A 23,998-nucleotide genomic window follows, 5' to 3' on the forward strand; every position below is an offset into this window, starting at 1 on the left:
AATGTCTCAAAAAGCTTTCGACGTGTCCCAAGCAGGACAGACATCTACTAAACATACACATATACGTGGCGCGATACTTGGTTTACAAGGCGATGTGCTTCAGGGCTGGGCACTGGACAGCGTGCGACCTGAACAACGCCTAGTGGTCGAGATATTTGTTGATGGCACCAGTGTAGCTTTAGCTCGCGCCGATCAGTTTGAACCCGAGGCACCAATCGGTGACCTCTTTCACGGGTTTGCCGTGCAGTTACGACAAAGTTGGCTGGATGACGCAGCTTTGATCACAGCTCACATTGCCAACCAAGATCTGGTGCTGGACGGCCAAGTGCGGATCCCAGCACCCACCACTCAAAATGCTTCTGCCATTACCGCCCAAGTTTGGCATAGCGGCGGTCTGCGTGTTAGTGGCTGGGCATGGGATCCTGCCTTACCAACACGACATATGCAGATCAGCGTGCAGGAGGGGAATCGTGTTATTGCCCAAGCCCTGTGCAACGAGCACCATCAGGCTTTGGTGTATCGTACGTCGGCAAACCATGGTTTCACACTCGACCTGCCTTGGGAAATTGCTGATGGCCAACTCCATATCTTGAATGTAGTGAACGATCTAGGTCAACCGCTGCCTGGAAGTCCTATCCGTTTGTGCTGTCATCCGGAAGGTATAGAAGGGCTTCTGCAGCGGTTAGATATACCAAAGAACGATCCGACCTTTAAACTACTTGAAGGCGTAGCCAAAGAACAGGCTGTTAGGTTGCCTAAAAGCGCGGGCTGGCATCTTTATCCTCAATGGTTCAAAGCCTTTCAATCGTTGGATAACGTATCCTCACCTATTTTGAAAAGCACATTGGGCATATTGCTGATTAGCGCAGGTGATAAAACACTTGAGGATATCAGCCTCGCAAATGTGAACGATGGGAGTGTATCAGTACAAGCTGTTGCAATAGCGCCTCCCGAGCAGGTAGCCCCTGCACTCCAAAAACTGCTCAACGCAGGATGTGATCGCATCATTGCGATAACAGCAGGCGATCGGTTAGCACGCCATGCGCTTCCGCATCTTAGTGCGTTATTGGACGACAAGAGTGCATGGGGCTACGCAGATTGTGACCATGACGACGAATATGGTAATCGTAGTTATCCGTGGCTAAAGCCTATCTGGGATGTGGATCTGTTTATTGGGGCCGATATTTATACGCCTGGGGCAATTTTTGGCAACGATGTCATCCAACGAGCCTTGTGCTCAATAGACGAGTATAGTTCCAATAAATCCGTTCATTGGTACGATTTTATCGCGGCCGTTGCATGGATCACGGAGCGCGATAAGCTAGTCGTCTCCCACCTGCCTCGCGTACTCTATCATAGGCAACATACTGCACCGGTGAGCCCTGAGCAAAGTGTACGCTCTCCGCAGCGTCGGCAAGCAATCAGTTGGCTTTGCGAGCGACTAGCACCCGGCACGACAGTCAGTGAATTGGCATCGTACCCTGCCTTGTTGAGGGCCCACTGGCCGTTACCTAAAATTCTTCCGCGCGTAAGCCTGATAGTACCTACAAAGGATCAATATAAGCTGTTATCAACGTGCATAGATGGGCTTATCAACCATACAGATTACCCCAATCTAGAAATCATCATAGTAGACAATCAATCAACAGACATTGAAACGCTTAACTACTTGGAGCAATTGCAGGAGCAAGGCCTCACTATACTTAGGCACCCTTACCCCTTTAACTATTCCATTATCAACAACAGAGCGGCTCGTATAGCCACTGGCGATCTAATAGGATTGATAAATAATGATATCGAAATTATTAGTCGTGACTGGTTAAAAGAACTAGTAACTCAACTACTAAGGCCCTCCGTTGGAGCTGTAGGGGCCAAACTGCTTTGGCCTAACCACATGGTACAGCATGGCGGAGTAGTGGTTGGTATCAATGGCCTGGCGGCTCATGTGGGCAATAAAATAGCGCGGTGCGATCCTGGTTATCTTGCAACAAACCAACTTACCCGCCGTCTAAGTGCTGTGACGGCAGCCTGTTTGCTCATGAGAAAATCAGTATTTGAGCAGTTGGATGGACTGGATGAAAATAATTATCCTGTTGCCTTCAACGACGTCGATCTGTGCCTGCGCATCAGATCGCTTAATTTGAATATTGTTTGGTGCGCCTCATCGGAACTGATTCATGCAGAATCAGCAAGCCGTGGAAAAGATTTGAGTACGGAAAAGCAATCGCGTGCGTTACGAGAGCAGCGTAACTTTATCGAAAGTTGGTGTATAACTGGCACAAATGACAAACACTACCATCCAGCTTTAAGCTTGGATTATTTAAGTGAGCCTTATGGCGGCCTAGCCATTCCATTCAAGTACCCACAGGCGCGTAGCTGAGCATGCCGACATTCAGCGATAGGTCCGCTGCACTCTCAACACCCAACGTTTATAAATGTGGTGAGCCTCAGCTTGAACGTCCTGTAATGCTAAGAATCCCCGTAGATCGAAAGAATAGGTGATGCCTACTATGAAAAAAGAAGAGCAAGCTTTTCATTTTAGATTGCGTTAGCATTTTGACAGCTGCCGTCTCCTTTCAATGCAGAATACTGCACGTCGATATTACAGCATGAATTCAGCCCTCTATTACTACTCAGCAGATCAAAAATGACCATCTTCTGTATATCGCCCAATACGCCAAATTCGACCAACCGATTCGAAGCTGCTTTTGCCAATGCTGGGGTTGCTTCTGCTCAAAGCTCCCACAAAAGCGCTGATATTTCGATACAGCAGTGGCAAACGCGGGTATTAGCACAACACCCACTAAGCTGGAGAGAAAACTTCAGCAAAGAAAATATTGACAAAAAATCGATAAAACTTGCTATAGAAGTTCTTTCAGCAAATCCTGAAGACCATTGGTTCTGGGCTAGCGAAGACAGTTTGCAATTCATTGACTTTTGGAAGGCGATGGATGAGAAAATTAAATTCTTACTGGTCTACACGGACATAAAAGTCTACCTTGCAAACTTATTAGAGCATGGTGAACTCGACTCCAACCATCTTTCAGAAATTATTGGCATCTGGGTCGAGCGGACTGAGAAAATTCGGCTATTTCAAAAAGGTGATCCTGAACGTTGCGTTCTTGTGTGGAATGAAGAGACGGACGCTCAAGCGAGATCGGTGGTTAAACTGCTAACGGAAAAGAAAAAAAGCAGCAGTGGAAAAGCTACAAGTAAAACCTCGAAAGCTTCACCTGTACAAAATGAAGTTCACGCTTATATTGTCGCGCAAATATTGAACGACTATCCGGATGCTGTGCAACTCTCCAACACGATGTCCGCGCTACTGACAAAGCACATTCCTGATACCCAATTGTCGCCAGTGAAAAATATAGCCAAGATTGTTGACTATATTAGGTCTTCAAAGTACCAAGCAACTGATGAAGCTTTGAACAAACGTAAAAAAAGTAACAGAACCTTTTCCGCTGACAACACGGTCAGATTTGACGCGCTCGAGACTGAGAAACTCAGTCTCCAAGAAAGCTTCAGCCAATTAGCTGAGGAACACGAACGCCTCAAGACAAATGCCGAAAATCAGCTAGAACAGGTTAGAAGCGAAAACGAATCTATTATGTACCAGCTTCATAACTGCCAAGAACAGCTCGAAAAGGCATATATCAACTCGCGCGCAGCTCAAAAACATAACGTAAACTTGGCAAAAGCACTTGCCGCCCTTTCAAAAAAACTCCCCGATTTTTATCATTTCGAAAGCATACATGTTCTGCCAATAGCTGGAAACGATCACTTGCATACGCAGTGGCACATTGAAAACTGCATTATAAACGGAAAATTTATTCCGCAGATTCGTTTTCATACTGGCGTCTTCCAGGGCAATTTTGGGATTATCTTTCATCATCCGTTTACCGATTGGCTAACGACCCCTAAAGACGCAACACAAGACAATATGCTGCGCTGTATACCTGAAAAGAATACAGTTTACGACGGCAATAATTTGCCTCTTACAAGCCTATCAACATCTTCTTGGAGAAGCCTGAAGGCGCTATTAGGCAGCCTCGTACAAGAATGGAATAATTCGAATGACTTGAACATGGGTTCAAACATTGAAAATAAAATCTTGAAACCCTATTTTTCGAATCTCTATCAAACACTCGATGCTTGGCCTAACGTTCTGAGATACGACGACATCGATGTACTTGCTGAAATCGAGACAGAAACTCTTAACCGCCTTGAACTCCGACTAAGAAACGCCAGTATCATTAATGATCAGTGGGAGGAGGTTCATTATGCGCTCTCCAGTATTGATAACCCTGGCTCATTTGGGACCCATCCAAAACTGGAGTTTCCAAAATCCTCTCCAAGCGCGCTAGACAAATGGTACCCGGAAACCATTGATGAGCGTGGGTCGCGTTTAGAGCTACGCTTCAAGCAACCAAATGTAATGGACACAGAAGTTTGGAATGTGCTTAGTGGGAAAGACCAAATCCTGATCGCCTCTTTGCTTACATCTTTAAAAGCACAGCTCACAGAGCTAGTACGTGGCGAAAAGATTGACAGAGACGGTTTCCAAAAATGGCACGACCTCAGCACAAAAATCAAAAATATCATGTCCAAGAACTTAAATCCTCTTGCTACCTGACAAAAAATTTGAATCTATTACGGCTGCTAACAGCTGCAGCACTGCAACCCTGGGTAGAAAGATAAATTTTTATGATGGCCTTTAACATGAATGAAATATCTCAACAATCTTCCTTGAGCCTGGGCAATATCGCATTTCGCAACGGCGATTACAGCACAGCAATTGCTTATTATAAAAAAGCCGCTCAGGAAAACCCTGAAATGGCTGATGCTATTGCTTTTAATATCATAAATTGCGAAGGAAAACTTAAAAAAATTGATTATCCTGAGCTTTCCGAAAAATCAATAAAGAAAACGGCCATCAAAACCAAGCCAATAGAAGAGGTAGAGCTCTCTAGCACTTTCGTACCACTTAAATCGCTCAGAAACTGGAATGAGACACAAGACTATCTGAAAGAGGCAGAGCCCTTAGATGAAAACTTTTCTGCCATTTCCAAAAGCGGCTTATTCGACAAAGAATACTACTATAAAACATACGTCGACGTTGCAAACAGTGGTATAAATCCTATAGAACACTACTGCAATCACGGGTGGCAAGAGCATCGAAATCCTAGTCCAAACTTTAACAGCCATTATTATCTAGGAAAAAACCAGGACGTCGCACAGGCAGGCGTGAACCCTTTTGTTCATTGGATCAAATATGGTCGTCATGAAGGCCGGAAAGCTAACATAATTGAAATCGATACAACATTAAATATCGAACGCCACACACCTACGCTTTTATTTGTTAGCCATGAAGCCTCGCAAACAGGTGCACCAGCAGTTCTCCTGACTTTAATGAAGTGGCTAAAAGAAAACACTTCTATCAAATTCTCGATACTAGTAGGTGCAAGCGGCCCTTGGAACGAACGATTCAAACAAATTGCACCATGCTTTTTCTTTGACGACGACCATCCTCAAGGCTTCGAGGAAGAACTAAAATTCTTTTGCGGGAGTGATGTTAGTACCATCTATATCAACACGATTGCAGCAGGATTATACGCAAAGCATCTTGACTATTTGGATGCTGAACTGATTACTCATGTTCACGAGATGGAGAATCTTTTTGAAATATTTGCTGATAGCTTTGATTATATAAAACAGCGATGCAATAAGTACATAGCCGTCTCGCAAGGCTCCGTGGATGCCTTGAACAAAAGGTTACCTGCCACAGCCGAGATAAGCTTTCTGAAGCCATTTATCGACAAACGACCAGCTTATGCAAGCGCTGCTTCAAGGCGAACGTCAAAGTTTACAATTTTTGGATGTGGTGCCGTTGAGAGAAGAAAAGGATTTGATTTATTCTGCGATGTAGCCGCTCAAATGCTTAAAATGGGATTCCAGGACTTCAAAATGTACTGGATTGGTTCAGCAGAAAATAAAGATCTTATTCCCACAGCTGAAATTCATAAGCACAACGTTAGCGGCTATGTTGAGTGGTTGGGACCTCAAGAAAACGTACGTGACCATTTCGTAAACGGTAACGTCTTCCTGCTGCCCTCCCGTGAAGATCCTTATCCACTGGTCTGTATGGAAGCAGCTGAATGCCGCATGCCCGTCATTTGCTTTGATGCTGCTGCAGGGGGTATGCATTCTTTTGTGGAAGCGGATGCTGGAGTAGTCGTGCCCTACTTGGACACTCGAGCTATGGCATCGGCCGTGATTGATATTTACGGCAATAATGAGCTTCGTGACCAGATGGGCAAAATGGCCGCGAAAAAAGTAGCTGAACGACACTACGTCAGTGTCGTTGCCCCCAAAATCATGACGCTATTTCCCCCTGTAGAAGAAATTCTGGAACCACGTCTATTAAGGTTTGCTCGCCTAATTGATGAAAGCGAAGCAGTCTCCTTCGATATTTTCGATACGCTCGTGACACGTAGGATAAGTGATCCAGCGGTTGCGTTTGATCTCATTGAATTCAAACATACGCAGAATGAACCTGCACTCGTCCCATTGTTTCAGGAGCGAATGAACACCGCAGGTCAGGTACTCGCCTCCCACAATGGAAAGGTGGACGACATCTCCATCGACGACATTTACAAATCCATGCCATTTTTCAAAGATTCATCACATGAAAAAGGCATTGAAATCGCACTATGCGTACCGCACCCACTTGGTATAAAGCTTTATAATTACGCTCGAAAAAAGAAGAAAAAGATCTACATTGCAAGCGATATGTATCTTGACCAAACAACTATTGAATCAATACTTAGGAATTGTGGCATTACCCATTGGGATGAACTCTATCTTTCTTCTTCAATTGGAAAAAAGAAGGATACGGGTAAACTATTCGCTCTGATGATTGAAAAGGCAAGACGCACAGGAATTTCTGCAAACAAGATTTTTCACATCGGTGATAACTGGACTGGAGACGTTAGACAGCCAAAACTCCAAGGACTGGCTGTCAAGCGTTTTTCCCCGATTAATGAAACTGTACCGAATTTAATAGCGCTGAATACTGAAATAAAGAAAAGCCTCTCTCAAGCGGGTAAGATCTGGGAGAGTTTTTGCACGCAATCAAGTAGACTCTGGCATAAATCCAATCCAGGCTCTGCGGTCGACTTTTACACTAAACTCGGCTTTGAACTAACTGGCCCTCTTGCTTCCATGATGGCAATGCATACTGCCATCGAGGCGAGAAAAGGCAATGTTAAGAAAGTTGTCTTCATGGCTCGTGATGGTCGAATTATAAAGAAAGCATTTGACTCCCTTTATAGAGAAGAAATCAGCTGTGGAATTTTTGACTCCTGCTATCTTCATTTGTCACGTGCTACTGTAGTACCTGCCACCTTTTCACATCCTCTTAGTGCAAACGACGTAGCTTTTCTAACTGAAGGATTACATCTTGCACAAAAGCCCATCAGCTACTTTATTGAAAAAGCCGGCCTAAGCCCTGACAACAAAGATGTCGCAAAGGTTGTATATAGCAGATTTGACTCTTTTGAGTATATTCCAACTTGGAATGATTTGGGCAAAATGGGCAGCATGTTTGATGCCCTTTCCCAACAGGTCTTTGATGCCAATAAAATTCACCGTGATAACCTACGCGGTTACCTAGAGCATCATGGACTTCTATCTTGTGAAAAAATCATCGTTGTTGATGTAGGATGGCTGCTTAACATTCATTCACGTTTAAAAAAATTTCTCAAGGCAGAAGGCAGTCATTCAGAAATTATTGGCTGCTATGTAGGTTCACGGGACCGCGCTGATAAGAGCCTTGCGGTACAGCCGCTTCTTTTCAATGGAGGCGATCCTTACCAATACTCTAGCTTCATTGAGAAGCATACTACTTTGTTTGAAGTATTGTTTTCAGCTCCAGAAGCCTCAGCCAAAGCGCTTAGCAAAAACGCGCGTAGTGTAAGCCCGCAATTTAAACCGCTGGGCAACCCATTGCCTAATGAAATCCTAGTGGCTCAAAAACTTCATATGGGGGCTGAAGCCTTCTTTGAGATGCTCACAAGTGCTAGAGAAGACTTTTTCCCTGAAGTCATTTCCAAAGATTACTTCTTCCACATTTTTGAAGCACTTGTTAATGTTGATAATGACGCAGCAAAGGCAACATTAGGGTCTTTCGAAGTCCGCTTAGGCGGACATCACGAATTCATTTCATATGAAAGTCTTATTGCCCAGACGGATCCGACAGTAGATTACGTCACTAAACCACCTCAGGACGAATTCTCTCCAATAACAACCACGTGCCGTAATCCTAAAGCGAAGGCTGTCATAGTCACTTCTGCAGGGACTTTCAATGGCTCAACACGGTATCGCAGTCTTCACCTTGCTGAAGTGCTGAAAAATATTGAAATTGAGTCCGTGCTGCTTTATGCATCTCTTAGACCTGAATTCTTTAGCGAAGCTATTCTCGATGCGACTTATGTCATCTTCCAGCGTTGCTTTGAGGAGCAGGGGAACATTGGCGAATTCCTTAAACTTGCTAAAGCTGCTGGCAAGATTTGCGTGGGTGAAATGGATGACTTGGTCTTCCCTGAGCATATTGAGACTATTGGATCAGTGAAAGGAGGAGAATGGAATCTCAAAGAAGCACTTCACGTAGCGTCTGGCTATGAAAAGCTTATCAAAAAAATGGATCAATGCATCGCATCTACGCCTGTACTAAAATCCTATATTGAAACCACTTACAAAAAGCCTACATTACTTCTGAGGAATCGCGTTCTTCCTGAAATCCTTCGTTCACCTAAGCAGAAAGAGTATCGGTCTCTTAATTTACTCTATGCCTCAGGAACTTACTCTCATAAAGCCGACTTCATGATGATTGAAGAGACTTTGTTTGAACTCTTATCACGCGAGCCCCACTTGCAGCTTTCCATCTTGGGGGCTGCGCAGGCGTCAGAGCGCATACTGGCTTTGAATAATGTATCAAGCTACCCATTACTACCGTATCACGCCATGCTGGACTTCTTTGCAAAGCATGATGTGTTGTTAGTACCGCTCGAAGATACAATTTTCAATAGAGCTAAATCCACAGTTAAATTCATCGAGGCTGCGGCAGTAGGCTTACCAATCCTCGCTTCGGCAGTGGGCGAGTTCAACTCGTGTATTGCACACAGAAGCAACGGCCTTCTTGCTAAGTCAGTAGATGACTGGAAAAACTTGCTGAATGAGTTAACTGCTAGACCTAAACAGCTGAAAAACTTAGCAAAAAACGCTAATCAAGCGGTGAGAAGCCACTACCTCACTACTTCCGGCACTGACTTAGTCAAAAATTTTTTATTTGGCTATGAATCGAACGAGCGCGTAGTTAACTAATCAAAGAAATATGAGTAAGACTATGAAAATTTTAGTAGTGGGTGGAGCTGGGTATATTGGCTCGCATATGGTGCATCTTCTTAACACTTCGGGTTATGAAGCCGTAGTGTTAGATGATTTCAGTGCAGGGCATCGAGATGCAGTGAAAAATGCACTCGTTATCGAAGGCTCGATAAAAGACCGTGGACTGCTAGATAATTTGTTTACACAGCATAATTTTGAAGCCGTGATGCATTTCGCCTCATCAATACAAGTGGGAGAATCGGTTCGCCAACCCGACTTATATTACGAAAACAACTTTAGCAATACTTTGATCTTGCTTAACGCGATGATTAAGGCTGGCATCAAGAAATTCATATTTTCCTCGACAGCCGCCGTATACGGCGATCCTCTTTATACTCCTATCGATGAAAGTCATCAGAAAGTGCCTGTCAATCCATATGGCCGAACAAAATGGATGGTAGAGCAAGCGCTTAGTGATTATGACAGCGCTTATGGATTAAAATCGCTGACCTTACGTTATTTCAATGCTGCAGGCGGCATGCCACAGCAGGGACTGGGGGAGCGTCATGAACCAGAAACACATCTTATCCCGCTAGTTCTTCAAGCAGCTTCTGGGCGAAGGCAATCTATCTCTGTATTCGGCTCGGACTATCCTACCCAAGATGGTACGTGCGTCCGTGATTACATTCATGTAGAAGATTTGTGCAGTGCGCATCTATTGGCATTGAAAAAAATTCTGAGCGGCGCCGACTCAGACCAATATAATTTAGGTAATGGGGAAGGTTTCTCGGTACAAGAAGTAATCAATTGCGCCAAATCTGTGACGGCGCGTGATATTAAAATTGAGTATTCGCCTAGACGTCCAGGCGATCCTGCAGTTTTGGTGGCCGATTCAACAAAAGCTAAATGCGCTTTAGGATGGGCGCCTCAAAGGGCAGAGCTATCTGAAATTATCAAAGATGCTTGGGAGTGGGAAATTAAGCACAACTGGCCTCTGGCATAAATACATCAAATAAATCGAAAATCTGCTGGAGTAAAGATGAGCAAACTCAAAACTACTCCAGCATTTGGCCTAATTATTCAGAAGGCAATACATTCAAAAAGCGCTCTATACTTTGACAGACAACCAAGTCAGGTCTCACCTGATTTACTAGATTTGGCAAGTACTCTGGCGACCAGCAAAAATGAAACTCTTTGAATAAACGAGAAAACCACCACGACAGCGTACTTGAAACTTGGCCGCGCTCGAACGAAGAACCTCCAAAACATAACACACGTTTTTGTATAGGAGCATCGGAACACTTCCACGCGCGCTGCAAACCGATATTGCCCTTTGGGCTATCATAAGAATATATAAGAGAAGGCTCTAACAAATTGCCGCTTACATCATATAAACTCGAGTAAAGCGGTGGCTTTTCTATAACCTGGCCATCATCCAAAAAGCGTGATCCAATATCACCATGTGCTTCACCAAAGCACACCTCACCAGTTCTATAGAGTAAACCCTTGAAGAAAAATTTTTCGAAGAATTTGTCTACAATTAACTTAGCCCCATATGTAGACAAATGCGTATCAAAAGATCTGAAAATGCTCTCACAGTGAATCTCGTCCGGCAAATATTCTAAATGACTAAGCGTAATGGCTGGAAGCAGTTCATCCTGCTTGATTTGCTGCAATAGCTTATTAAAAGCAGGTGATCCCTTTGTTGCCTTAAATGGCACATTCCAATAATTAACCGATGATTTTTCGGGAATAAACATCTGAATAAAACTAACATCTAACGCATTTGACGTTTTTTTTCTTCGATTTAAAAGCTCAACCCAACCTTCTGTATCTATATTGAACTCATCTAAATACATGCCTTCAACATTGTTAGACCCCCCCTTTAAAAAGATATTACCTCCCGCGCCTATTACGGCCGCGCCATCCGATGAAACTCTACCGAAAGCTATGCCGCTTTTTATACCAATATTAGAATTTAACGCTTGAAGCATCAATTGCGGAGTCACGCATATTGGATACTCTTGAAGGTCATGCGAAATCCTTAGCTGAATTGAGCATGTTGAAGCTCCCTTGTAAAATCTTTCCGAATCAAAGTCAAACTCTATGTTATATGTGTTCGGAATACGCTCTAAATCTGGACGATTGCTCCTTACAACAGTGATTGGCTTGACCCAACTTCTTCTGCCAGACTCAAACACGACCAAGCTCATCTCAGAACCTGTCCATTCATTCTTCATCGATATCCATCCAGAAAAACGATTACCAGCAACTCCTTCGACCCATCCAATAATCATACAATTCGTCCCTTCAAAAGGCCATAAATTATCATTAATCCTTTACACATGCAATTATATGATTAATATTTAACACGCCCGCTATATAGTTATTGCTCTCTCTGACAAAAGTAAACGAACAGAGCCTTGACCTTCTCAGCCTTGACGGCTCATGCACAAAAATATTCTACAGCCATTAACCTTAAATTTGATACACATATCACCTTTATAACCTTTGCCAAACATATTTATCGCGCTTCTTGCAAAAAATAGCCACCAAAACTTCCTTGCTTCGCATCAATTACACCTCATTACTTCATTTCGAATCCATAGAGTTAACCTCTTTAAATAATTTTACAAACAATATTGCGAACTTTAATATCCACATCAAAATATTAACTCTGACCCATTCGTCGCAAGCCCTCACCCAAACCATTACTTGGCTTCTGAACTATAATAAGGGCGCCCATGCAGTTGACATCAGCACGAGCTTAAATTGAACTCAAAAAACCTGAGATAGCGCTATTAATCCGAAATGCGAGGTGATACTCATGTCACACCAATTTTTTTATATCTGTCGCGCTCTGGTATCAATATTGCTTGACCAAACCTATCACGATAGAGTGTCATTTCCGAGGCCATGCTTATCGGACTAGCAGTTCTCAGCGCATCTTTTTAAAGCCTTGCATCGTACTAACATTGCGAAGCCTTAAGGTATACTCTCTCCCTCGCATTTCCATGAATGCTATTTCTCACATATTTGGATTTGCACCACGCTTATCCGCTTTTTCAGAACGCAAGGTAAATTTCTTATGAAGATCTTAGTAACAGGTGGTGCCGGCTTCATAGGCTCGGCAGTCGTGCGACACATCATCTCCAACACCACCGACTCGGTCGTCAACGTCGACAAGCTGACGTACGCGGGCAATCTCGAGTCGCTCCAGTCGGTCGATCAGAGCGACCGCTACGCCTTCGAACGCGTCGACATCTGTGACCGCGAAGCGCTAGACCGCATGTTCCGTGAACACCAGCCTGATGCCGTCATGCACCTCGCTGCCGAGTCGCATGTTGACCGTTCGATCAGCGGCCCCTCCGAGTTCATCCACACCAACATCATTGGTACCTACGCGCTGCTGGAAGCGGCACGTAGCTACTGGAGTTCGCTGGACGAGAACCGCAAGGCTGCCTTCCGCTTCCACCACATCTCCACCGATGAGGTATATGGCGACCTGGAAGGCCCGGAGGATCTGTTCACCGAGACCACCCCTTACCAGCCAAGCTCACCCTACTCCGCCAGCAAGGCCAGCTCGGACCACTTGGTCCGCGCCTGGGCACGCACCTATGGGCTGCCTACGCTGGTAACCAACTGCTCTAACAACTACGGCCCGTTCCACTTCCCCGAGAAGCTGATCCCGCTGGTCATCCTCAATGCCTTGGAAGGCAAACCTCTGCCCATCTACGGCAAAGGCGACCAGATCCGCGACTGGCTGTACGTCGAAGATCACGCTCGCGCGCTCTACAAGGTCGTTACCGAAGGTGAAGTAGGTGAAACCTACAACATCGGCGGGCACAACGAAAAACAGAACATCGAAGTGGTACGAACGGTTTGCGCACTGCTTGACGAGCTGCGGCCTGACTCCCAATTCCGCCCACATGTCGACCTGCTGACCTATGTACAGGATCGCCCAGGCCACGATCTGCGTTATGCGATCGATGCCAGCAAAATCCAGCGTGAACTGGGCTGGGTGCCGGAAGAAACCTTCGAATCCGGTATCCGCAAGACCGTGCAGTGGTACCTGGACAACCCCGAGTGGGTCGCTCACGTCAAAAGCGGCAGCTACCAGCAGTGGATCGACAGCAACTACGCCGAGCGCACGGACCAAGCATGAAAATCCTGCTGCTAGGTAAAAATGGCCAGGTGGGTTGGGAGCTGCAACGGGCGCTGAGCGTGCTCGGTGAAGTCGTGGCACTCGATCGTCATCGTGCGGCTACGGACCATGGGGATCTGGCAGGTGATTTGTCAGACCTTGACGGCCTACGGGATGCCATCCGCGCTGTCTCGCCTCAGGTGATCGTCAACGCGGCCGCCTATACAGCCGTCGACAAGGCCGAAAGCGAGCGAGAGATGGCCCACACCGTCAATGCGCTGGCTAGCCAGGTCATGGCCGAAGAAGCCAAGCGCCTCGATGCTTGGTTGGTTCACTACTCCACCGACTACGTTTTTGACGGTACAGGCTCCACGTCTTGGAAGGAGACCGACGACGTTTCGCCGGTCAACCACTACGGTGCAACCAAGCTCGAAGGCGAACGACTGATTCAGGCGTCGGGCTGCAAGCATCTGATTTTCCGCACCAGCTGGGTATATGCCGCACGGGGTAACAACTTCGCGAAAACCATGCTGCGCCTGGCCAAGGATCGCCCCACGCTCAACGTCATCGCCGATCAGGTCGGGGTGCCGACAGGGGCCGATCTGCTTGCGGATGTGGCGGTGGCTGCGCTTCAACAAGCCCAGCATAACCCAGCGCTGAGTGGCATCTACCACTTGGCGCCATCGGGCGAGACGAGCTGGCACGGCTACGCCAGCTACGTTATTCAGTTTGCCCGGAAACATGGCGAAGCGCTTGCGGTCGAAGCGGTGAATCCGATCGCCACGACCGAGTATCCCACCCCGGCCAGTCGCCCATTGAATTCCCGCTTGGATACCGCCAAGCTTCGTCACTCGTTCGCACTGCACCTGCCCGATTGGCAGTGTGGTGTCACCCGTATGCTCATGGAAGTTCTGAACAAATGAACGCAACCAATCGTAAAGGGATTATTCTGGCAGGGGGCTCAGGCACCCGTCTTCACCCGGCCACCCTGTCGGTGTCCAAGCAACTGCTGCCAGTCTACGACAAACCCATGATCTACTATCCGCTGAGCACGCTGCTGCTCGCCGGGATTCGGGACATCCTGATCATCTCCACACCGCAGGACACCCCGCGTTTCGAACAGTTGTTGGGGAACGGTCACCAGTGGGGCATCAATCTGTCCTATGCCGTTCAACCTAGCCCCGATGGGCTGGCCCAGGCGTTCACCATTGGTGCTGATTTCATCGGTAACAATCCTTCTGCGCTCGTGCTTGGCGACAACATCTTCTACGGTCACGACTTCCAGTCGCTTCTGCTCAGTGCAGACAAGCGCTCGTCCGGCGCGTCGGTGTTCGCGTACCACGTGCACGATCCTGAGCGCTACGGCGTCGCCGAGTTCGACGACAGCGGTCGCGTGCTTTCGTTGGAAGAGAAACCGGCAGTTCCCAAATCGAGCTATGCCGTGACGGGGCTGTACTTCTATGACAACCAGGTGGTCGACCTGGCCCGCGAACTCAAGCCCTCCGTGCGTGGCGAGCTGGAAATCACCGACCTCAACAACCTTTACCTGCAGCAGCAGCAACTCCAGGTCGAGATCATGGGCCGTGGTTACGCGTGGTTGGATACCGGTACCCACGACAGTCTGCTCGAAGCCAGCCAGTACATCGCAACCATGGAGCGCCGTCAGGGGCTGAAGGTCGCGTGCCCTGAGGAAATCTGCTACCGCGCCGGGTGGATCTCGGCTGAACAGGTAGAGCGTCTGGCACAGCCCATGCTGAAAAATGGCTACGGCAAGTACCTGCAAAATCTGCTGAAAGAAAAGGTGTTCTGATGCAGGCCGTTCGCTTGGCTATCCCCGATGTCGTGCTGCTCACCCCGAAAGTCTTCGGCGACGACCGCGGCTTCTTCTACGAGAGCTTCAACGCACGCGCCTTCGAAGCCGCCACCGGCCTGAACCCGGACTTCGTGCAGGACAACCACTCCCGCTCGGTCAAGGGCGTGCTCCGTGGCCTGCACTACCAGCTGGCACCCCACGCCCAGGGCAAGCTCGTGCGCGTGGTGCAGGGCGAGGTCTTCGACGTGGCGGTGGATATCCGCCGCGCCTCGCCGACCTTCGGTCAATGGGTCGGTGCCGTGCTGTCCGCCGAGAACAAGAACCAGCTGTGGATCCCGCCAGGGTTCGCGCATGGCTTCGTCACCTTGAGCGACACCGCCGAGTTCCTCTACAAGACGACGGACGTCTACTCGCCCGAGTGTGAGCGCTGCATCGCCTGGGATGACCCGACCATCGCCATCGACTGGCCCATCGACTACGCGCCCAGCTTGTCCGGCAAGGACCAGCTAGGCGTGGCGTTGACCGAAGCAGACGTCTTCGATTGACGAACGGCGGGGTTGTGGCATCTGTCGCAGCCCCGCTTCGTTGACCACCACACGTTTTCACGCCCCACTCAGACTTGCATTGACAGTGTCTTGCGCAAGGTCCCGGCATTTCGCCTCTACCTCGCCCTGATCCCTCCAATGCCTGCCGCCTTCTCCTCGACCGAACGGCTCTATACCCTGGATACCCTGTGCGGTCTCGCCGCGCTCAGTGCCGCGTGCTGCCACTGGTGGGTCGAACGGCCGGCGCAACACTGGTTGCGCAACAGGCGTCTGCCGGACGTTTGTCGAACGCACGGTCAGGCCCTCGTCTAGCGCTGCGGCGCACCCTGCCCTTGTCGCCAAGGCCGCGCAGTGCCGGATTGGCCGCTGTCGACGGCCCACGCCGCAGCCCTGCTCGATGAGCGAGCGGCCGCCCGCTCATCCTTCTCCGAACGCACAACGTTCTCTGGTATCCTCAGGCGTTTTTTCGACAGGCTGCAGGCCGATGTCAGGCAACGGCCTGCAACCGGCTGGGCATGAGTGGCACAGGACCCGTCGGCCTGGATTCGATGCCCAGTGTCGTGCCCGAGGGTTCTGAAAGAACCATTGCCCGGTCAGTCACCGATCTCATCCTCTGCCTGTCGGCACCGCCCTGTCCCAACCCTGAATCGGTTGAGGACAGCGGCTACAGCTATCCATGACAAAAACTGTCAAGCTGCCGGATTGGATTCGGCAGCCGTTCAGCGGACGCCGAGCGACCTTGAGCTGAGCGAAGAACCAACGCACTGAAACAGCGTCTCATGGCGCTCCAGTACCTTAAGAAAGGAGATCACATGTTTGGATTATTGAGAGGGCTATTCAGCTATCGCAGCTTTATCGCCACCTCGATCCGCAACGAGTTCGTTTCTCGATTCTCGCGGAGTAGCCTTGGCGGGCTGTGGATGATCATCAACCCCTTGGCGAACGTGCTGATCTATGCGCTCATCCTGTCGAACGTGCTGGCGGCGAAGCTGCCGGGCATCGACAACAAATATGCGTATGCCCTGTATCTGATGGCCGGCACCCTGGCCTGGAGCCTGTTCTCCGAAATCGTCAACCGGTGCCTGACGCTGTTCATCGAAAACGGCAACCTCATGAAGAAGATGAAGTTTCCCAGGATCACCCTGCCCTTCATCGTCCTGGGTTCGGCGTTGCTCAACAATTTCCTGCTGCTGCTTTCCGTCCTGGGCGTGTTCATCTGTCTCGGCCATTTGCCGACCTGGCAGATGCTGTGGGCAGTGCCCCTGATCCTGACCGTGGCTGCGCTGGCGATGGGGTTGGGGCTGGTACTGGGCGTGCTGAACGTCTTCGTCAGGGACATTGGCCAGGTCGTTCCCATCGTCTTGCAGATTCTGTTCTGGTTCACACCGATCGTGTACCCGATCAACATCATCCCCGAGGACTTGCAGTCGCTGATCGGCTACAACCCCATGCTGCCGCTCGTCACCGCCTACCACGACGTGTTCGTCTACGGCCTGTCGCCCAATTTCATGGACTTGACCAGCACCGTTGTCCTGACCCTGCTGCTGCTGGCATTGGGTCTTTACATTTTCCGCCGCGCGGCGCCTGAAATGGTGGATGCCCTATGACTCTGTTGAGCGCCAAAGACCTAGGCAAAGCCTACCGTACCTACCGAAGCGAATGGCAGCGTATCGCACGCTGGCTGGGGATCAGGATCGCCCCACGCGAAGAGCACTGGGTGCTGCGGCACATCAATTTCGTGATCAACGCGGGCGAAGCGATCGGCATCGTCGGTCAGAACGGCGCCGGCAAGTCGACCCTGCTGAAGATGCTGACCGGCACGCTGCAACCCACCACGGGCGAGGTGAAGGTCAATGGCCGGATCGCGGCCATCCTGGAACTCGGCATGGGCTTCAACCCGGAGCTGACCGGGCGCCAGAACGTCCGCCACGCTGCCGGCCTGATGGGCTTCAATGCCCAGGAGATCGAGGCGTTCATGCCGGAGGTCGAGGCCTTCGCCGAGGTCGGTGAGTACTTCGATCAGGCGGTGCGGACCTATTCCAGCGGCATGCAGATGCGCGTCGCGTTCGCCGTGGCCACGGCGCGGCGCCCGGAGATTCTGATCGTCGACGAAGCGCTCTCGGTGGGCGACAGCTATTTCCAGCATAAAAGCTTTGACCGCATACGCGAATTCCAGGAGCAAGGCACCACGCTGCTGATCGTGTCCCACGACCGCAGCTCGATCCAGGCCTTGTGCGATCGCGTCCTGCTGATCGAAGGCGGCACCGTGATCAAGGATGGCGCGCCTGAAGAGGTGATGGATTTCTACAACGCCATCATCGCCGAAAAAGAAAACGCCACCGTCCAGGTCCATACATTGGCCGACGGCACCGTGCAGACCCGATCCGGCTCGGGTGAAGCGACCATCGAAAGCCTGGCCCTCTACAACGAGCTCGATGCGCCGATCGAATTCGTGAGCGTGGGGCAACCTGTGAACCTGAAGATCAAGGTCAAGGTGAACCAGGCGATCCCCGAGCTGGTGGTGGGCTACATGATCAAGGATCGCCTGGGTCAGCCCATCTATGGAACCAACACCCACCATCTGGGCAAGAAGATGGAGCACCTGGCTGCCGGCGCCGAGATGGAATACACCTTCACGTTCGAAGCCAACATCGGTGTGGGCTCCTATTCCATCGCGGTAGCGCTTCATACCGCCGACACCCACCTCAGTGCCAATTACGAGTGGCGGGACCTCGCGCTCGTGTTCAACGTCATCAATGCTGACAAGGTGCCCTTCGTGGGTTCGGCATGGATCCAGCCCACAGTGGAGTGCGCCCAATGAGCCAGTTCTATCGCGCTTTCGAGGATGAACACCGCGGTTCACACGACACCATCAAGCAGCGCCTGCAGGTCTACCTGCCGTTCATCACCCCCCTGTTGAAGCTCTACCCCGAGTGTCGAGCCGTCGATGTGGGCTGTGGCCGTGGCGAATGGCTGGAGACGCTGATCGAAAACGGTTTCGACGCCACGGGCGTCGACCTGGACGAAGGCATGCTGGAGGCCTGTCAGGCGCGTTCGTTGCCTGCCGAGAAAGCAGAAGCCGTTTCATACCTGCAGTCACTGCCCGATGAAAGCCTGACCGTCCTGAGCGGTTTTCATATCGTCGAACATATTCCGTTCGACGCGCTGAAGGCGTTGGTCAGCGAGGCGAACCGGGTGCTCAAGCCCGGTGGGCTGCTGATTCTCGAAACGCCGAATGCCGAAAACCTGATCGTCGGCACCCAGAATTTCTATCTGGACCCTACCCACGAGCGCCCGATTCCGCACATGCTGCTGGAATTTTTGGTGAAGTTCAGCGGCTTCCAGCGCTCCAAGCTGATGCGCCTGCAGGAAAGCCCGAGGTTGGTCGAATCGCCTTCACCGACCCTGATGGAGGTGCTCGGTGGCGCCAGCCCCGATTATGCGATCGTCGCCCAGAAAGCGCCGGCCAACGTCGACCTCTCGGCATTCGACGCCGTGTTCGAGGGCAGCTACGGTCTGAGCCTGGCGGATCTGGCGCAGCGCTACGAGGCAAGCCTGGCCACCAAGACCGAAGAACAGCGGCAGCGGTGGGACACCGACAATGCAACGGTCAGCCAGCGCCTGGATGCCCTGGAATATGACAATGCAGCCCTGCACAAACGTGCGGATTTCGTCGAGCACGAAAACTCAGTGCTTCACAACCGCGTGGACTTCGTCGAGCACGAACATGCGGCGCTGCTCACCCAGATGCACGACCTGAAAGCCTCCGTGTCGGACCTGAAATTCGATGAGCTCAAGCTGGCCAACGAAGCGCTTCAGCGCTCGCTGGACGAGTCGCTGAAAAATGCGCATCACTGGTACACCGAGGCCGTTGCTCATCAGCAGCACATCGCGGCCCTCGGCGATGCCCACGCCTATCAGCATCAGACGGTCAGTGCCCTGACGGACCAGATCCAGCAGCTGCGCACCAGTACCTCGTGGCGAGTGACAGCGCCCATGCGGCAGGGCGTCATCGTCACGAGGAAATTGGCCTCCTCACCGGTACAGACCTCCAAACACCTCGCTCGCACAGCGCTGAAAGGGGTTCTGAACCAGCCAAGACTTCGCACGCTCATCAAGAAGATCCTGGTCCGCCACCCCCCGACCTACGCCCGCCTGCAAAGGCTGGCGGCGCGCTTGCGCGCTGCACCGGTTGCGCCCTTCCAGAGCGTGCCGTCCACGGCGCCTCAGGCCTTCGCGGCAACCGAGGCGGGTCACGCGCCAGCAGCGCCCGCCCATCTCTCGGAAAATGCCAAAGCGATCTACTTGCGGTTGAACAGAAACGAACCACGTAAGGATGTGAAGTGATGCGCGTAGTCATTGACCTGCAGGGCGCCCAAGCCGAGAACAGAAACCGGGGCATCGGGCGTTACGCGCTTTCCTTCACCAAGGCCTTCATCCAGAACGCCGGCGACATCGAAGTGTTCGTCGTGCTCAATGGTCTGTTCGGCGAGTCGATCGACGCGATTCGCGACGAGCTGCAAGGCGTTCTGCCTGAACGCCAGATCCGGGTGTGGACGCCTTGCGGCAAGGTCAGCGCCTTGCCGCCCGAGCACCGGTGGAGCACGCAAGCATCGGAACGGGTGAGAGAGGCTTTCATCGGCGAACTGCACCCCGACCTGGTGCTGGTCACCAGCCTGTTCGAAGGCTTGGTGGACGACGCCGTGACCAGCATCAAGGCGCTGGACTCGACCGTGCCCACGGCAGCCATCGTCTATGACCTGATCCCGCACATCAACCCTGAGACCTACCTGAGTTCGGCGCCGGTCCGGCAGTGGTACGAAGCGAAGCTCAAGCACCTGCGCCGCGCCGATCTGGTACTGGCCATTTCGAATTCGTCTCGCGCCGAGGTGATCGATCACCTGGGCTTCCTGCCCGAGCGCGTGGTCAACATTTCGACGGCGATCGACACCGACCACTTCAAGCCCACGCCCGATGATCTGCAGGGTGCAGCGCTCAAGGCCCGCCTGGGTATCGACCGCCCGTTCGTGATGTACACGGGCGGTATCGACCCGCGGAAGAACATCGAAGGGCTGATCAGCGCCTACGCAGCACTCGAGGCACCGCTGCGCCGTGCACACCAGTTGGTCATCGTCTGCAACATCCGTCCTGAGGATCGCTCACGGCTCGAAGGCCTTGCCCTTGCCAACGGTTTGAAGAAGGGCGATGTCTGCTTCACCGGTTTCGTCAGTGAAGAAGACCTGCTCGCGCTCTACAACCTGTGCACGCTGTTCGTCTTCCCCTCCTTGCACGAAGGCTTCGGCCTGCCTGCACTGGAGGCGATGGCCTGCGGCAAGCCCGTGATCGGCTCGAACACCTCCAGCCTGCCCGAAGTCATCGGCAATGCCGAGGCGCTCTTCGACCCTTACCAGGTCACGTCCATCACGGCGAAGCTCGAAGCAGTGCTTGGCGATGAAGCCTTGAGGGCCCAGATGGCGTCGCTGGCGCTCGAGCAGGCGCGTCACTTCAGCTGGGACCAGACAGCGATCACGGCCGTGGAGGCCGTTCACACGCTCCTCGGTGAACTCACCCGCCGCTCCCACACCCTGCGGTCGACCAGACGCCCTCGTCTGGCGTACGTGTCCCCTCTTCCGCCGGCCCGCAGCGGCATCAGCGACTACAGCGCAGAGCTGCTTCCCGAGCTTGCCCAGTACTACGAGATCGATGCCATCGTGGCCCAGGAGTCGGTTTCCAGCTCGGATGCCGGCATCAACTACGCTGTTCGTTCGGTGGCGTGGTTCGAGGAGAATGCGCACCGGTTCGACCGCGTCATCTACCACTTCGGCAACTCCTCCTTCCATGAACACATGTTCCGGTTGCTGGAGAAGATTCCGGGAACGGTGGTGCTGCACGACTTCTTCCTGTCAGGTGTCGTGGCAGACATCGACGTCAACAAGGGGCGGTCAGGCTTCTGGACGGACGCCCTGTACCATAGCCATGGCTACAAGGCCATCGAGGAACGTATCAACGGGCTGGACAGCGCCGATGCCGTCTGGAAATACCCGTGCAACCTGCGCGTGCTCCAACAGGCCGAGGGCGTCATCGTTCACTCGAACTATTCGATCCGCCTGACGCATGCCTGGTATGGCGAGCATATCGGCCGCGACTGGAAGGAAATCCCCCTCCTGCGCACGCCGCGGTTCCCCAACGCGCGCAAGCGGGCTGCCGCCCGGGATAAGCTTGGGTTTGGCGAACAGGATTTCATCGTCTGCAGCTTCGGCTTGCTCGGCCCTTCCAAACTGAACGACCGCCTGCTCGAGGCCTGGCTCGAGTCGGAGCTGTCGAAAGACGAACGCTGCCACTTGATCTACGTCGGCCAGAACAACGAAGGTCTGTATGGCGAACGCCTGCTCAAGCGCATCAATGGCAGCCATTGTCGCAACCGTGTAAAGATCACGGGCTGGACGGACACGGAGCTGTTCAAGGCCTATCTGGACATCGCGGACGCCGCCGTTCAACTGCGCACCTTGTCACGAGGCGAAACGTCGGCCGCCGTGCTGGACTGCCTGAACTACGGCATTCCCACGATCGTCAACGCCAACGGCAGCATGGCGGACATTCCCGAAGCCAGCCTCATCATGCTGCCCGACACGTTCGAGGATGGCGCGCTGTCCGAGGCGCTGAACCTGTTACGCAATGACGTCCCCACGCGCGAACGCTTGAGTGCACAGGCCCAACGCCTGATTCATACCGATCACGCACCTCGAGCCTGCGCAGCCCTGTACCGCGATGCGATCGAGACCTTCCACGAAGACGCCACCCACTCCATAGCCGGGACGATCGACGCGATCGCGGAGCTGGACAAGGCCCACTTCACGTTCGAAGATTCCGTGGCCCTTGCCCAGTCCATCGACGAAAGCCTCACGCCGCCGATGACGAAGCCGCAACTGCTGGTCGATATTTCCGAACTGGTCAACCGGGATGCCAAGAGCGGTATCCAGCGGGTCGTTCGGAACATCCTGAGCATCTGGCTCTCGACGCCCCCTGCCGGCTACCGTGTGGAGCCTGTCTACGCGACCGACGACAGCGCAGGTTACCGATATGCTCGGCACTTCACGCTGGGCTTCCTGAACTGCCCTCAGCATCTGCTGCAGGACGAACCCGTGGTGGTGCGCCAGGGTGACCGTTTCATCGGTCTGGACCTGCAGCCCTCCATCGTGCCGAAACAGCGACACGCGCTGGCAGAAATGAGGCGCCGGGGTGTGAACGTGCAGTTCGTGGTGTACGACCTGCTGCTGAAGAAGCTCTCGCATTGCTTCGTCGAAGGCGCAGCAGACGCCCTCGACCGCTGGCTGGACGTCGTCTCGCAATCGGATGGCGTCGTCTGCATCTCCAAGGCCGTGGCCGATGAAATGGAAGAATGGGTGGCCGAGCACCGGCCATCCAGCAAGCGTCCCTTCTCCATCTCCTGGTTCCACCTGGGCGCCGACATCGCTGCGCCTTCGCAGACCAAGGCTGCCAACGTCATTCCAAAGCAGGTGCTCTCGCAACTGCAGGCGCGCCCTTCTCTGTTGATGGTAGGTACCGTCGAGCCCAGGAAGGGCCACACCCAGGTACTGGATGCGTTCGAACTGCTCTGGGCCGACCAGAAGGACGCGAACCTGCTCATCGTCGGCAAGCAAGGGTGGATGGTCGAATCGCTCGTGCAGCGCTTGAAGAGTCACCCTGAGCAGGGCAAACGGCTCTTCTGGTTCGAAGGGATCGACGACGATTACCTGTGCAACCTATACGCACAGGCCGACGCACTGATTGCCGCTTCGTTGGGAGAAGGGTTCGGCTTGCCACTGATCGAAGCCGCGCAAGCCAACTTGCCGCTGATCGTGAGAGACATCCCCGTGTTCCGCGAGGTGGCAGGCGATCATGCCTTCTACTTTGAAGGCGAACAGCCAGAGGCGCTGTACGAGTCCCTCGTCACCTGGCTGGACCTGCACAAGGATGGCCGCCATCCCTCGTCCGCTGCGATGCCGTGGATCACCTGGGAGCAGAGTGCGCAGCAGCTGTTTGCCGCAATCGAGGCAACCGCCAAGTAGCGCTGAAATCGGTGTCTCCCTCCTGGTACAGGAAGGAGAC

11 protein-coding genes are annotated in these 23,998 nt (G+C 52.0%); 9 read left to right on the forward strand and 2 right to left on the reverse strand.

The window, feature by feature from the left end:
- Position 1 precedes the first annotated feature (1 nt).
- Positions 2-2,380 (forward strand): glycosyl transferase, encoded by a 2,379-nt coding sequence (locus APT63_14980; protein AMA46814.1) that lies wholly within the window; start codon positions 2-4, stop codon positions 2,378-2,380.
- Positions 2,381-5,982: 3,602 nt separating this feature from the next.
- Here APT63_14980 and APT63_14985 read toward each other — a convergent pair.
- Together APT63_14985 and APT63_14990 are read right to left on the reverse strand one after the other, a co-directional pair.
- Positions 5,983-6,351, reverse strand: a complete 369-nt coding sequence (locus APT63_14985; GenBank protein AMA46815.1) for a hypothetical protein — start codon at positions 6,349-6,351, stop codon at positions 5,983-5,985.
- 2,019 nt (positions 6,352-8,370) lie between these two features.
- Positions 8,371-8,610, reverse strand: a complete 240-nt coding sequence (locus APT63_14990) for a hypothetical protein (GenBank protein AMA46816.1) — start codon at positions 8,608-8,610, stop codon at positions 8,371-8,373.
- A gap of 3,865 nt (positions 8,611-12,475) precedes the next feature.
- On the opposite strand from APT63_14990, the gene APT63_14995 reads away from it, so the two are divergent.
- From APT63_14995 to APT63_15030, 8 genes are all read left to right on the forward strand, one after another.
- Complete coding sequence (locus APT63_14995) at positions 12,476-13,552, forward strand: dTDP-glucose 4,6-dehydratase (GenBank protein AMA46817.1); 1,077 nt, start codon at positions 12,476-12,478, stop codon at positions 13,550-13,552.
- Entirely contained in the window at positions 13,549-14,454 is a 906-nt protein-coding gene (locus APT63_15000; GenBank protein ID AMA46818.1) for a dTDP-4-dehydrorhamnose reductase, read from the forward strand. The genes APT63_14995 and APT63_15000 overlap by 4 nt, the downstream gene beginning before the upstream one ends.
- Positions 14,451-15,341, forward strand: coding sequence for a glucose-1-phosphate thymidylyltransferase (locus APT63_15005; GenBank protein ID AMA46819.1), 891 nt, complete (start codon positions 14,451-14,453; stop codon positions 15,339-15,341). The genes APT63_15000 and APT63_15005 overlap by 4 nt, the downstream gene beginning before the upstream one ends.
- Positions 15,341-15,889: a dTDP-4-dehydrorhamnose 3,5-epimerase gene (locus tag APT63_15010; GenBank protein AMA46820.1), complete on the forward strand. Its 549-nt coding sequence runs from the start codon at positions 15,341-15,343 to the stop codon at positions 15,887-15,889. The genes APT63_15005 and APT63_15010 overlap by 1 nt, the downstream gene beginning before the upstream one ends.
- Positions 15,890-16,701: 812 nt before the next feature.
- Entirely contained in the window at positions 16,702-17,496 is a 795-nt protein-coding gene (locus APT63_15015) for an ABC transporter (protein ID AMA46821.1), read from the forward strand.
- Positions 17,493-18,710: a sugar ABC transporter ATP-binding protein gene (locus APT63_15020; GenBank protein ID AMA46822.1), complete on the forward strand. Its 1,218-nt coding sequence runs from the start codon at positions 17,493-17,495 to the stop codon at positions 18,708-18,710. The genes APT63_15015 and APT63_15020 overlap by 4 nt, the downstream gene beginning before the upstream one ends.
- Complete coding sequence (locus tag APT63_15025; GenBank protein AMA46823.1) at positions 18,707-20,236, forward strand: hypothetical protein; 1,530 nt, start codon at positions 18,707-18,709, stop codon at positions 20,234-20,236. The genes APT63_15020 and APT63_15025 overlap by 4 nt, the downstream gene beginning before the upstream one ends.
- Positions 20,236-23,958, forward strand: a complete 3,723-nt coding sequence (locus APT63_15030) for a glycosyl transferase family 1 (GenBank protein ID AMA46824.1) — start codon at positions 20,236-20,238, stop codon at positions 23,956-23,958. The genes APT63_15025 and APT63_15030 overlap by 1 nt, the downstream gene beginning before the upstream one ends.
- Positions 23,959-23,998 lie beyond the last annotated feature (40 nt).

Origin of the sequence: Pseudomonas monteilii (assembly GCA_001534745.1) — a bacterium.
GTDB classification, from domain to species: Bacteria; Pseudomonadota; Gammaproteobacteria; order Pseudomonadales; family Pseudomonadaceae; genus Aquipseudomonas; species Aquipseudomonas alabamensis.

Excerpts from the sequence above, each read along its gene's own strand:
- APT63_15020 (AMA46822.1), top strand. The coding sequence starts at position 17,493 with ATGACTCTGTTGAGCGCCAAAGACCTAGGCAAAGCCTACCGTACCTAC.
- APT63_14980 (AMA46814.1), top strand. The coding sequence starts at position 2 with ATGTCTCAAAAAGCTTTCGACGTGTCCCAAGCAGGACAGACATCTACT.
- APT63_15010 (AMA46820.1), top strand. The coding sequence starts at position 15,341 with ATGCAGGCCGTTCGCTTGGCTATCCCCGATGTCGTGCTGCTCACCCCG.
- APT63_15015 (AMA46821.1), top strand. The coding sequence starts at position 16,702 with ATGTTTGGATTATTGAGAGGGCTATTCAGCTATCGCAGCTTTATCGCC.
- APT63_15005 (AMA46819.1), top strand. The coding sequence starts at position 14,451 with ATGAACGCAACCAATCGTAAAGGGATTATTCTGGCAGGGGGCTCAGGC.
- APT63_15025 (AMA46823.1), top strand. The coding sequence starts at position 18,707 with ATGAGCCAGTTCTATCGCGCTTTCGAGGATGAACACCGCGGTTCACAC.
- APT63_15000 (AMA46818.1), top strand. The coding sequence starts at position 13,549 with ATGAAAATCCTGCTGCTAGGTAAAAATGGCCAGGTGGGTTGGGAGCTG.
- APT63_15030 (AMA46824.1), top strand. The coding sequence starts at position 20,236 with ATGCGCGTAGTCATTGACCTGCAGGGCGCCCAAGCCGAGAACAGAAAC.
- APT63_14990 (AMA46816.1), bottom strand. The coding sequence starts at position 8,610 with ATGCTCAGGGAAGACCAAGTCATCCATTTCACCCACGCAAATCTTGCC.
- APT63_14995 (AMA46817.1), top strand. The coding sequence starts at position 12,476 with ATGAAGATCTTAGTAACAGGTGGTGCCGGCTTCATAGGCTCGGCAGTC.